Source organism: Kaistia adipata DSM 17808, from assembly GCF_000423225.1.
In the GTDB taxonomy this organism is placed as follows: Bacteria; Pseudomonadota; Alphaproteobacteria; order Rhizobiales; family Kaistiaceae; genus Kaistia; species Kaistia adipata.
In genome coordinates this window covers 669,632-682,454 of the sequence record NZ_AUHO01000007.1, presented here as the reverse complement: position 1 = coordinate 682,454, position 12,823 = coordinate 669,632, and the positions used below count along the sequence as shown (strand labels likewise).

9 protein-coding genes are annotated in these 12,823 nt (G+C 67.5%); 1 reads left to right on the top strand and 8 read right to left on the bottom strand.

The window, feature by feature from the left end; genetic code table 11:
• Positions 1–57 precede the first annotated feature (57 nt).
• Positions 58–2,928: an FAD-binding and (Fe-S)-binding domain-containing protein gene (locus G539_RS24135; protein ID WP_035830558.1), complete on the top strand. Its 2,871-nt coding sequence runs from the start codon at positions 58–60 to the stop codon at positions 2,926–2,928.
• A 12-nt stretch (positions 2,929–2,940) separates the two neighbouring features.
• Here G539_RS24135 and G539_RS0108105 read toward each other — a convergent pair whose 3' ends face one another.
• The 8 genes from G539_RS0108105 to G539_RS0108070 all read right to left on the bottom strand — a co-directional run bounded on the left by G539_RS0108105 (position 2,941) and on the right by G539_RS0108070 (position 12,821).
• The gene (locus G539_RS0108105; protein WP_029074744.1) at positions 2,941–3,966 is read right to left on the bottom strand and encodes an aldose epimerase family protein; all 1,026 of its coding nucleotides are present in this window, start codon (positions 3,964–3,966) and stop codon (positions 2,941–2,943) included.
• 230 nt (positions 3,967–4,196) lie between these two features.
• Positions 4,197–4,979, bottom strand: coding sequence for an SDR family NAD(P)-dependent oxidoreductase (locus G539_RS0108100; RefSeq protein WP_029074743.1), 783 nt, complete (start codon positions 4,977–4,979; stop codon positions 4,197–4,199).
• Between the two features lie 79 nt (positions 4,980–5,058).
• Positions 5,059–5,889: a carbohydrate ABC transporter permease gene (locus G539_RS0108095; protein ID WP_029074742.1), complete on the bottom strand. Its 831-nt coding sequence runs from the start codon at positions 5,887–5,889 to the stop codon at positions 5,059–5,061.
• Positions 5,889–6,794 carry a carbohydrate ABC transporter permease gene (locus G539_RS0108090; RefSeq protein ID WP_051231199.1) on the bottom strand — a complete coding sequence of 302 codons (906 nt, stop codon included), beginning with the start codon at positions 6,792–6,794 and terminating at the stop codon, positions 5,889–5,891. Before G539_RS0108090 ends, G539_RS0108095 begins: the two co-directional genes overlap by 1 nt.
• Positions 6,795–6,827: 33 nt before the next feature.
• Positions 6,828–8,060, bottom strand: coding sequence for an extracellular solute-binding protein (locus tag G539_RS0108085; RefSeq protein ID WP_035830553.1), 1,233 nt, complete (start codon positions 8,058–8,060; stop codon positions 6,828–6,830).
• 558 nt (positions 8,061–8,618) lie between these two features.
• The gene (locus G539_RS0108080) at positions 8,619–9,755 is read right to left on the bottom strand and encodes an amidohydrolase/deacetylase family metallohydrolase (RefSeq protein ID WP_029074739.1); all 1,137 of its coding nucleotides are present in this window, start codon (positions 9,753–9,755) and stop codon (positions 8,619–8,621) included.
• A gap of 511 nt (positions 9,756–10,266) precedes the next feature.
• Positions 10,267–11,301: a GntR family transcriptional regulator gene (locus G539_RS0108075; RefSeq protein ID WP_029074738.1), complete on the bottom strand. Its 1,035-nt coding sequence runs from the start codon at positions 11,299–11,301 to the stop codon at positions 10,267–10,269.
• Positions 11,277–12,821: a UxaA family hydrolase gene (locus tag G539_RS0108070; RefSeq protein WP_029074737.1), complete on the bottom strand. Its 1,545-nt coding sequence runs from the start codon at positions 12,819–12,821 to the stop codon at positions 11,277–11,279. The genes G539_RS0108075 and G539_RS0108070 overlap by 25 nt, the downstream gene beginning before the upstream one ends.
• Positions 12,822–12,823 lie beyond the last annotated feature (2 nt).

Genomic DNA, 12,823 nt, shown 5'->3' with positions numbered 1-12,823 from the left:
TTCCAATATCACGAACCGGCGGATCATGCTTGAACGGGCCCGAGAAGGGTTCGCCACATGATCCAGACCGCTATTCCCGCTTCGACCGCTCCCGCATCGACCGCCGCCTTCGCCGAGGCGCTGCGGGCCGCCGGCTTTGCCGGCGACATCACCACCGACCACGCTTCGCGGGCGGCGATGGCGACCGACAACAGCGTCTACCAGCTGGAACCGGATCTGATCGTCGCGCCGAAGGCGGCTGCCGACGTCGAGATCCTGATGCGCGTCGCGGCCGAACCGGCCTTCGCCGAGCTGCCGGTGACGGCGCGCGGCGGCGGCACCGGCACCAATGGCCAGAGCCTCAATCGTGGCGTCATCGTCAACTTCCAGCGCTTCATGACGCGAATCCTGGAAGTGAACGCCGCCGAGGGCTGGGTCGATGTCGAGCCCGGCATCGTGCTCGACGAACTAAACGCCGCGATCACCGATACCGGCCTGTTCTTCGCGCCCGATACCTCGACGTCGAACCGCTGCACGATCGGCGGCATGGTCAGCACCGATGCCTCCGGCAAGGGCTCGCGGATCTACGGCAAGACCAGCGACAACGTGTTCGGCCTCGACCTCGTGCTGGACGGCGGGCGAAAGCTCAGCAGCCTCGCGGCCGCCCCCGACTGGGCAGCGCCGATGCTCGCGGCCGTCGCCACGGCCTGCGATGACGGGCGCGCCGCGCTGATCGCGAACACGCCGCGCATCTCGCGCCGCTTCACCGGCTACGACCTCGAGCGCGCCCGCCCGGCCGCGGACCGGCTGGAATGGTGGCGTCTGCTGCTCGGCGCCGAGGGCACGCTCGGCCTCGTCACCCGCATCCGCCTCAAGCTGACGCCCAGGCCGCGCGACAAGCGCCTCGTCGTCGTCGCTTTTTCGCGCTTCGCCGACGCGCTCGCCGCCGGCACGCCGCTGCTCGCCCACGAGCCGCTGGCGATGGAGATCATGGACGACTGGGTGCAACGGCTCGCCCGCGAGGCGGGGCTGATGGACGGCCTGCCGCCGGCGATCCGCGGCGCGGCGAACGACCGCATCTCGTACCTGTTCGTCGAGTTCGCAGGCGCCGACGCCGACGCGCTCGATGCCGCCGTGGCGCGCCTTCAGGACGCGGCAGAGAGTCTCCCCGGCGCGATCGGCACCTATTGCGCCGTCGACGCGGCCGACAGCGCCCGCCTATGGTCGACCCGCTCCGCCGCCGTCGGCCTGCTCGGAAAGCGCGACGGCGCGCGCCGGCCCGTCGCCTTCGTCGAGGATTGCGTCGTGCCGGTCGAGAACCTCGTCGCCTTCGTCGACGGCTTCGACGCGATCATGAACCGGCATGGCCTCCGATACGGCATCTACGGCCATATCGACGTCGGCTGCCTGCATGTCCGCCCGGCGCTCGACCTCGACGGCAAGGCTGACCAGGCCGTGTTCCGCGACGTCTCGGACGCGGTCTACGCGCTCTGCAAGGCGCAGGGCGGCATCTTCTGGGGCGAGCACGGCAAGGGCATTCGCGGCGCCTATCTGCCGGACTATGTCGGTCCCGTCGCCTTCGCCGCGCTCCAGGCCGTCAAGCAGGCCTTCGACCCGAACGAGCGCTTCAATCCCGGCAAGCTCGTCACGGTGAGGCGCCGCCCGCTCGGCATCGTCGACCTGCCTTTCCGCGAGGGCAACGCGCAGAACGATCCCGCCTTCGAGCGCGCCTTCCACTGCAACGGCAACGCCGCCTGCCTGAACTACAGCAAGACCGTGCCGATCTGCCCCCCCTTCAAGGCGACGCGCGATCTTCGCCAGTCGCCGAAGGGGCGGGCCGAGGTCGTGCGGCGCTGGCGGCAGGCGGTCGCCGCCGGGGCGCCGGAGCAGGACGCGATCGCAGAGGACGCCCACGCCGCGCTCGACACCTGCCTCGGCTGCAACGCCTGCGGCAGCGCCTGCCCGGCCCATGTCAGCGTGCCCAGCCTCAAGTCGCAGTTTCTCGATGCGTATCACGCGACCCACCGGCGGCCGTTGCGCGACCATGCGGCGGTCGCCGTCGAGGCGCTCGCCCCCGTGATCGCGGCGACGCGGCCCTTGGCGCGCCGGCTGGCGCCGATCGCCTATCGCCTGGCGCGGCCGCTGCTGGGCCTCGTCGACCTGCCCGCCATTTCGCGGCGCGGCCTCGCATCCCTTGGCTACCCGGTCGTCATGCCGGGACGGATCCGCGATCCCGCTGGCGACGCGCGGACCGTGCTGGTGCTCGAGGATGCCTTTACCGCCACCTTCGACACCGACGCTGTCGCCGCCGTCTGCGACGGCCTCGCGGCGCTCGGCTACCGGCCGGTGATCGTCGCCATGCCGCCCGGCTCCAAGGCGAGCCACGTCAAGGGCATGCGCCGCCGCTTCGAGAAGCTGGCCCGGCGGCAAGCGGCGGCGCTGCGCGCCCTCGCCGCGCACGGCCTGCCGATGATCGGCGTCGACCCCGCCTTCGTGCTGATGACGCGGAGCGAGCTTCGCGAAATAGAAACGGACCTGCCGAAAGTGCTTCTCGTGCAGGAATTCCTGGGGGAACGGCGCGCCGCCGGCGACATCTGGCCGACCGCGCGGGAGGGCGACGCGCAGGCCCAGCGGCTGATGGTCCACTGCACAGAGGCTTCCGCCGCGCCGCAGTCGCTCAGGCTCTGGCAGGAGATCTTCGCAACCGTGAAGCTGCCGGTGGCACCGACCGCGACCGGCTGTTGCGGCATGGCCGGCCTGTTCGGCCACGAGGCGCGCCACCAGGCGATGAGCCGGGATCTGTTCAAGGCCTCCTGGGCCGGCCCGATCGCGGGCGAGGCCGAGATCCTGGCGACCGGCTTCTCCTGCCGGTGCCAGGTCGAGCGGCTTTCGCGCAGCAAGGCGACCCATCCGATGGCGGCGATCGCCGCCGGACTCGCCGCGCGCTGAGCCGGAACGGGCTCAGCTGAAGCGGTATTCCGTCACCTGGCGATAGATCTCGCCGGGGCGCAGCACCGCCGAGGGAAAGGCCGGCTGGTTCGGATTGTCGGGATATTGCATGGGCTCGAAGCACATGCCGGCATGCGCGACATGCGCGATGCCGCCGGTGGGCGGCCAGCTCGGCTCGAGCCCGGCGCCGTCATAGACGATGAGGCAGGGCTCGGTCGTGTGCACCTCCATGGCGAGGCTGCCGTCCGGCGCCTCGAGGCGGGCGGCGCGCACCAGCCCCTTGCCGTCCTCGTGGCCGGCGCGATCGATGACGAAGGCACAGTCATAGAGGAAGTCCGGATCGCCGAAGGGATTGGCGACCGGGCGCGGCGCGCGGAAATCATAGGGCGTGCCGGCGACATCGGCGATCTCGCCGGTCGGCACGAGGTCGGCCCCGAACGGCGTGTAGCCGAGCGCGTCCACCTTGAGGCTGTGCCAGCGCAGCGATTCCCCCGGCAGCAACGTGAAGTAGGAATGATGCGCGAGGTTGACGATGGTCGCGGCGTCAGTCGTCGCCGTCATCGTCACGGACAGCGTGCCCGGCTCCAGCAGGCGATAGGTGCAGCGCACGTCGAGCTCACCGGGATAGCCGTCGTCGCCATCGGGCGAGACCAGGCCGAGCGTGACGGAGCTTTCGTCCGATTCGACGATGCGCCAGGGCTTTCGCGAGAATCCGACCGGGCCGCCATGCAGATGCAGGCCGCCCTCGTTCAGCGCCAGCTGATGCGCGATCCCGTCGATCACCAGCCGGCCGCGATCGATGCGGCTGGCGTGGCGGCCGGCCGTGACACCGAGATAGCGCGGGTTGTCCTGATAGCCGTCGAGCGCCTCGAAGCCGAGCACCACCCGGCGCGGTTCGCCGCCCTCGACCGGCACGACGAGATCGCGCAGGGCCGCGCCAAGGGTCAGGATCGAGGCGGTGGCCCCGGACGCGTTGGCAAGCCGGATCTCGGAAATGGTCGTGCCGTCCGGCAGGCGACCGAAGAAATGTATCGACACGTTCTCTCCCTCGTTGCAGCGCGGGCCGTGTGCCCGCGTGCAAGTCCTCGTTCTTCACCTCTCCCTGAGGGAGAGGTCGGCGCCGGAACGGCGGCGGGTGAGGGTTTAGGGAACCATCCGGGTAGGGCCGTAAGCCCTCACCCGGAGCTTCGCTCCGACCTCTCCCTCAGGGAGAGGTAAAGTCAGTCCCATTCCCCGCCGCAAGTTACGCCTTTCCCCGCAGACCCGATCTACCAGAGCGTATAGCCGCCATCGATGACATAGGCGCCGCCCGTCACGTAGGTCGCCGCGGGGCTGGCGAGATAGACCGCGAGCGGGCCGATCTCCGGCGGATTGCCGGGCCGCCCCATCGGGATGTTCTGCACGAAGGCCTCGATCACCTCGGGCCGCTTCTCGTTCCACGAACGGTTGGCGTCGGTCATGAACAGGCCAGGGCAGATGGCGTTGACGGTGATGCCGTGCGGCGCCCAGTCGGCCGCCGCGCAGCGCGTGAAATGCAGCACCGCCGCCTTGCCGGTCTCGTAATGGCGACCGCCGATGCCGCGATTGGCGATCAGGCCGCTGATCGAGGCGATGTTGATGATCCGCCCGCCCTCGCCCCGCTTCAGCATGGCGCCGCCGATGATGCGCGTCGTCAGGAAGCAGCTGGTGACGTTCAGATCCATCAGCTTGCGCCAGTCGTCGAGCGTCTCGTCGACGATCGGCACGTTCAGGTCGCGATTGCCGACATTGTTGATCAGGATGTCGACCGGGCCGATCTCGGCGAGGATGCGCTCGCAGCTCGCCTCGCATTCCTCCGGCACGGCCATGTCGGAGCAGATCGTCCAGGCCTGCCGGCCCAGCGCGCGGATATCGGCCGCCGTCGCGTCGAGCGTCGCCTGCGTGCGGCCGGTGATGATGATGTCGGCGCCGGCTTCCGCCAGCGCCAGCGCCATCTCGCGGCCGAGGCCGCGGCTTGAGCCCGTGACGAGGGCGCGATTGCCCTCGAGGCCGAACCATTCCTTCAGTCCCATTTCGGTCTCCGACGAATCTGGCGTGGGGACACGGCGGGCCCCGGGGACCCGCCGTGCCGGATGGGAGGCTTGCGGGCCGCTACTTCACGGCGCCGACCGTCAGCCCGCTGACCAGCGCACGCTGCAGCAGCGCGAAGATCACCGCGACGGGAACGCTCGCGACCAGCGTGGCGGCCATGACGTGGTCCCAGTCGACCTGGTAGCGCCCGCCGACGAGCGAGAAGGTCTGGATCGTCAGCGTGTTGCTTTCGGGCGAACGCAGCAGCGTCATCGCCAGCACGAATTCGTTCCAGCAATAGATGAAGACGAAGACGGCGGTGATGCCGATGGCCGGCAGGGCGAGCGGCAGGAAGATCAGCCGCATCCGCTGCAGCGTCGAGGCGCCGTCGAGCTTCGCCGCCTCTTCCAGCTCCTTCGGGATGGTCTGGAAATAGGCCTGCAGCATCCAGACCGAGAAGGCGAGGTTGAAGGCGACATAGGCCAGCACCAGCGCCGGCAGCTTGTCGACCATCCCCAGCGACGCCATCAGGCGGAAGATGCCGAGCACGAGGACGATCGGCGACAGCATCTGCGTCACCAGCAGGAACTGGCGATAGAGCTTCAGGCCGGTGAACTGCATGCGCGACGAGGCGTAGGCGGCGGGGATCGCGATGGCGAGGCACAGAAGCGTCGCCGCGACGCTGACGAGCAGGCTGTTCATCACAGCCGGCCCCAGCCGCGTCGCCTCCCACATGTCGACGAAGTTCTGCAGGCGGATCTCGGAGGGCAACCAGCGCGGCGGATAAGCGAGCACCTCCGCCCGTGGCTTCACCGCCGTCGAGACCATCACCGCGAAGGGAAACAGGATGACGACCACCAGCGGCGACAGCAGCAACCACATCAGGATCGATTTGCGGGTGCGGTTTTCCATCAGGCCTGCCTCCGCTCGTTCCGCATGGCGAGGACCGCGTAGACGATCGTGAGCGCCAGCAGAATCAGGAACATGACGATCGACAGCGCCGAGGCGACGCCGAGCTCGCCATAGCGGAAGGCGAGCTTGTAGAGCCAGGTCACCAGAATGTCGGTGCTGTTGGCCGGGTCTCCCTGCGTCATCACCCAGATGATCGGGAAGGAGTTGAAGACATAGATGAAGTTGAGGACCAGCACGATGTTGAGGAACGGCCGGATCAGCGGCAGCGTCAGATGGCGGAAGCGCTGCCAGCCGCTGGCGCCGTCGATCTTCGCCGCCTCGAAGATGTCGGCCTGCAGCGAGGAAAGGCCGCCGAGGATCACCGTCACCGTGAAGGGGATCGAGACCAGGATGCCGATCGCGATCAGGATCGGGAAGGCGGTCGTCGCCGTCGCCAGCCATTCGACCGGCGTATCCTGCAATCCGAAGCTGGAGAGGGTCGCGTTGACCATGCCGAACTGGCCGTTGAACGACCAGCGCCAGACGATGCCGGTCATGGTCAGCGACACCGCCCAGGGCAGCATGATGATGATGCGCGCCAGCGTCCGGCCGTAGAAACGCTCGTTCAGGATCAGCGCGATCGGCACCGAAAGCAGCACGGTCCCGCCCACGACACAGACGGTCCAGACCAGCGTCCGGAGCAGGCAATCGAGGAACAGCTTGTGCGAGAACAGGCGGCTGTAGTTGGCGAAGTCGTTGAAGGCTCCCGTCTTGCCGAAGCGGTTCACCGCATGCAGCGACATGTTGGCCATGTCGTAGATCGGGTAGCCGATGATCCAGAAGGCGAACAGGATCGATGGCAGGACGAGGAGATAGGGCGCAGCGCGCCCTATCCCGTCCGAGGGCCTGGTATTGGCTCGGGTCATTGTCGCTCCGATGTCAGCGCGATGCGGAGGCGACTAGTCCTGGATCAGGCCGTCGATCTGCGCGGCCGCGTCCTTGAGCGCGGGCTCCGGCTCGGCCTGGCCGATATAGACCTTCTGCAGGGCCGCGATGACGACGTCGACCATCTGCTCCCAGTTGGTGATCAGCGGCGCGAAGCGCGCATAGGGCAGCATGTCGGTGAAGGCGCGGAGCTGCGGATCGTCGGCGAAGATCGGCGCCGCCGCTTCTTCCTTCATGACCGGCAGGAAGCCTTCCTTGGTCGAGAACTCGATGCGCCATTTCGGGCTGAAGGCGGTCTCGGTCAGGAACTTCATCGCCAGTTCCTTCTTCGAGCTCGACTTGAACACCATCAGCGTATCGGTGACGCCGTAGGTGGCCTTGGCCTCGCCCTCGGGGATCGGCGCGATCGCGTAGTTGAGCGTCGGCGCCTCTTCCTTGATCTGACCGCGCAGCCACGGGCCGGTCAGGATCATGCCGATGCGGCCCTGCTTGAACAGGCGCTCGATGTCCTGGCGGTTCAGGCCGGTCGGATCGGGCTCGGTCAGCCCCTCGTCGATCATCGACTTGTAGAGCGTCAGCGCCTTGACCGCGGCCGGGCTGCTCACGCCGGACTTGCCATCGGTGAGCAGTTCGCCGCCATGCGTCCAGAGCGAATAGTACCAGTAGGCGTCGGTCTCGATTTCCTTGCCCTGCAGCGCGAAGCCATAGGCATCCGAGCCGAGCGCCTTGATCTTGCGCGCCGTGTCGACGACGCCGTCCCAGTTCTTCGGCGGCTCGTTGACGCCGGCCTTGGCGAGCAGGTCCTTGTTGTAATACATGGCGCGCGCCGAGGCGGCGACCGGCAGGCCGTAGAGCTTGCCGTCAAAGGTCGACGGCGACAGGAAGGCCTCGATGAAGCCCGCCTTGAACTCGGGCGTCAGCTCCATCGGCTCGGCGATGTCGTTCTTGACGTAGTCGACCAGCCAGCGCGTGCCGATCATCGCGATGTCGGGCGTGGTGCCGCCGGCGATGTCGGTCGTCAGGCGCTGCTGCAGGTTATCCCACTGGATGACCTCGATCTTGACCTCATTGCCCGGATTCTTCTCCATGAAATCCTTGGCCATGCCCTCGAACACGCCCTGCGTCGCGGCACTGTAATAGGCGACGACGACGTTCAGCGTCTCGGCGCGCGACGCGGTCGTCGCGCCCAGCAGAACGGCGGCGCCAGCCAGAAGACCGAGAACCCTGCGCTTCTTGATTTGGTACATTGAACTGTTCCTGTCGTATTCATTGCGTGAATGGAGAACGATCGAAAGAGTTGTCTGGTAACCCCCATCCCCCCGTGACAGTCGCCACATTGTTTGTTGTTCCCCTGGCGTGTCAGAGAACGGAGAGATGCGTTTCATGCCCCCGACGAAGCTGGCCGCAAAAGGCCGCGGCCACCCATCAAGGATCGTGGTCCGCCCGCGTCGGGCCTGTCTGTCCTCCCCCTTCCGCTGCCGGCCGGCGGGCCTGAAACCCCTCGACCCGCGGACCCGTTCCGGAACCCGGAACCTGCCCCGTGGGCGCCTCGCCTGGGCGCCGAAGACCCGATCATGTTCGGGCGGAGCATTCCTGCCAAGCTCTTTTTTTGAATGCGCCACGCTAAATTATGACGAACGGGAATCCGGCCCGGCGACCGCGCAGTATTCTTCCGCAAGCCCAAAATATCGACGGCCGGCGTCGCGGAATTCATCGGCGCGAGACGGCGCCGAATCATGTTCACGCGACGCTCATCGCTCTGTTCGTTTTGCCCGCCGCCCGGATCGACTAGGCCGTCGACATCGTCAGACCGGATGCCACCAGCGTCCGGCGACGACGACGCCGTCGGCGAAGATCCGCTCGGAGACCGTCTCGACGACGCCGCGCGAATCCTCGAGCGGGAAGCGGCCCTCGCGCAGCGACAGGATGCTGGCGTCGCCGGGGCTGCCCGGCTTCAGCGTGCCGAGCTCGGGGCGCTGAAGCGCCTTGGCGGCGTTGACCGTCGAGGCGGCGACGACATCCCGGAGCGACATGCCGAGCACCAGGAATTTCGACATCGTCGTGACCTGGTCGAAGGCCGGCCCATTGATGCAGAGCGCGTGCACGTCGGAGGAGATCGTGTCGGGCGCGAAGCCCTCGGCGAGCATCGCCCTTCCGGTCTTCCAGGCGAACGAGCCCATGCCGTGGCCGATGTCGAAGACCACGCCACGCTGCCGCGCCGCCAGCACTTCCGGCTTGATCCGGCCCCTGCCGTCGATCGGCGCGTTCGGGAACGGGCGGAAGCAATGGGTCAGCACGTCGCCGGGGCGCAACCGATCCACCACCTCTTCATAGGAGGGCGGCGGCTCGTCGATATGCACCATCATCGGCATGCCGAGTTCGTCGGAGACCTGCAGGGCGACGTCGAGCGGGGCGATGCCGCTATCGCCGCTGGCGTGCCGGCCGATGCGCACCTTGATGCCGACAACGACGTCGCGGTTGGCGTCCGCCACCTCGACCGCGTCCTGGGCCGCCATCAGGCGCATGTCGTGGCTCTCGCCGACCATGATGCGGTTGGAGAAGGCATAGATGCCGGCAAAGGATACGTGCAGATAGGCGAGGATGCGGACCGCGCTCGGCTCGATCACATGCTTGCGGAAGCCGGGGAAATTGCCGGGGCCGGCGCTGCCGGTATCGACCGAGGTCGTCACCGCGCTCTGGCGGGCATAATCCTCGGCGTCGACGCCGAGCGAGGTGCCGCCCCAATAGACATGGGTGTGGAGGTCGATCAGGCCGGGGGTGACGATCTTGCCCGAGACATCGCGCACATCGACGCCCGCGGCCGCGAGGTTGTCGCCGATCGCCGCCACCTTGCCGTCGGCAAACGCGACGTCGGTGACGCGGTCGATGCCCTGCGACGGATCGATGACCCGGCCCTTGGTGAGAACGAGGTCGAAGCGCATGCGCTGATGCTCCCTGCTGCGCGAATGGGGGCACCGGCGCAACGACGCGCATCGTCGGATGCGCGACCATGGCCGTTTTCTGCGGATTGCTCCCCCCTGCCGGTCCGACGATTGCACAAGACGGACGGTTCGGAAAGGTCTCGGCGCCGATCGGATCCTGTGGAGAAGCGGAGGCTGTCGTGCCCGAGGGAGGGGCGAGCACCCTAGGCTGCCCTCCCCGTCCCCCGTCCCGGCATCTCCCCCCGACACACCGGAACAGCGCCCCCTTTTCCAGGGATGCGCGGGCCTTGCCGGCACTGGGCGTTCACAATGAAGGAACCGTCCCCGACCAGCGAAACTCGTCGCGCCGTCGCCCGAAGCAGACGACGAAGCGCGGCGCACAATGGTGGCAAATCACGCGCCGCGCAATACCGATCATTCGTTTGATATAGAAACAACTGCAAGACAATGCCGAAGCAAAGGGATCCGATGCGACGGAAATGCGCCGGCAAAGTTCCGCCGCCCGTCGCCCTCAGACGAAATAGGTAGACGGCGTGACGGCGTGGCTGGATCGGAAGGCGGCGAGACGCTCGGCCGCCTTCTCGCTGGAGGCGAGCAGATGCTGCCAGAGAAGGTGCTTCGCCGTCGCGACATCCTGGCGGCCGATCGCCCGCATGATCTCGAGATGCTCTTCCATGAACGAATCGAAGAAGGGCTCGCGCTGCAGCGCGACCTGCAGGTGCTTGCCCGAGACGAGGATGCAGCGGGTGCGCTTCAACGCCTCGACGATCTCCGGATTGCCGCCATAGGCGAGGCAGCCGATATGCAGTTCCTCCTCGAGCACGTCGAGTTCGGCGCTGCCGGCGTCGCCGTCGACCTCGCCGCGCAGGCCGGCCTCGAGATGCGCGATCATGGCGGCGAGCACGTCCGGCGGGATCTTGCCGATCGCGGCGCCGAGCGCCGCCGGCTCGAGCAGCATGCGCAGCTCGTAGAGATCGTGGAAGCGCGCCTCGTCGAGCGGGATGATCCACCAGTGCGATTTCTCGCCCTTGGCGACGATGCCGACCTGCTGGGCGTGGATCAGGAGATCGCGCGCCACCGTCCGGCCGACGTCGAAATGGCGGGCCAGCGCCAGCTCGTTGACGCGGAAGCGGCCGAACACGGAGCGCAGGATGACCTCGCGCTCGAAATCATAATAGAGCGACTGCCAGGCGAAATGCTTGGGCGGCGGCGCGGCGCCGGCCTCCATGTCGAGCATGTCGGCGGAGATCTTGATCCGCTTCGGCACGTCGCCCGTGCCGACCAGCAGGCCGCGGCCGTCGAAGCGGCTGAGCAGCCCCTCCTCCTCGAGCAGCTGCAGCGCCTGCTTCACAGGCGAGCGGCTGGAACCGAAGATGGAGGCGAGCGGCCCCTCGAGCAGCACCGCGCCCTCGGGCAGGCCGCCGCTCTCGATGCCGCGACGCAACCGCTCGGTGATCGACGCATAGGCCGGCGTCCTGTCGACACCGGCCCCACGCTTGTCCTGTCCGCGTCTCGTGACCTTCAGGTCACCGCGCCGATCTGCCATGGCACGAACTCATTATCGCCGAACCCGAAATCTTCGCTGAGGGTGTGCTGGCCGGACGCGATGGCGATGACGGCCTCGAAGATGCGCTCTCCGGCCGCCTCGATCGTGTCCTCGCCGGTGACGATGCCGCCGCAGTTGACGTCCATGTCCTCCTGCATGTGCTCGTACATCTCGCTGTTTGTCGCGACCTTGATGCACGGCGCAGGCTTGAACCCGGACACCGACCCCCGACCGGTGGTGAAAACGATAATGTTGCAGCCCCCCGCGACCTGCCCCGTTACCGCTACGGGATCGTAGCCGGGCGTATCCATAAAGACAAACCCGCTCTGGTCGATCGGCTCGGCATATTCATAAACGGCGGCGAGCGGCATGGTGCCGCCCTTGGCGACGGCGCCGAGCGACTTTTCCAGGATGGTGGTGAGGCCGCCGGCCTTGTTGCCGTGCGACGGGTTGTTGTTCAGCTCGGCATTGTTCTTGACGGTGTAGTCGCGCCACCAATCGATCCGGTCCATCAGCTTCTGCGCCACGGCGGGCGACTGGGCGCGACGGGTCAGGAGATGCTCGGCGCCGTAGATCTCCGGCGTCTCGCTCAGCACGGCCGTGCCGCCATGCTTGACCAGGAGGTCGGCCGCGTAGCCGAGCGCCGGATTGGCGGAAATGCCGGAATAGCCGTCCGAGCCGCCGCACTGCAGCGCCAGCTTGAGGCCGGTGAGCGGCACGGTGGTGCGCTGCATGGCATTGGCGATCGGCAGCATCTCGCGGATGATCTCGGACGCCGTCTCGATCGTCTTGCGCGTGCCGCCGAGGCGCTGGATCGTCATGGTGCGCAGCATCGGCCCTTCCTCAAGGCCGAACTTCTCCAGGATCGGCTCGATCTGGTTGGTCTCGCAGCCGAGGCCGATCATCAGGATGCCGGCGAAGTTCGGGTTCTTGGCGTAGCCGCTCAGCGTGCGGATCAGGAACTGGTAGCCCTCGGCCTTGGTCGAGATGGCGCAGCCGGTGCCGTGCGTCAGCGCCACGACGCCGTCGACATTGTCGAAGCCGGCGAGACCGCCGCCGCGATTGAAGCCGTCGGCGATGGCACGCGAGACGGTGGCCGAGCAGTTCACCGAGGTGATGATGCCGATATAGTTGCGCGTGCCGACCTGGCCGTCCGGGCGGACATAGCCCTCGAAGGTGCGGCGCTCGGATTCGGGCAGCAGCGGCGTCGGCCGGCCGTCGACCGCGAACTCATGGGTCACGTCGCTGTCCTGCATGGCGAGATTGTGCAGATGCACGTGCTCGCCGGGCTGGATCGACGCGCTGGCGAGACCGATCACCTGGCCGTATTTCAGCACCGCCTCGCCCGCCTCGATCGGCTGCGTCGCGATCTTGTGGCCGCTCGGAATCTCGTTCCGCGCCACGACATTTGAGCCCGGCAGCACGGTGCCGGCGGAAATGACCGCCCGCGCCACGCTGACGTTGTCCGTCGGATTGAGCTGGATCACCGGGGAGATTGGGGCTGGCGTCGACATGTTCATTT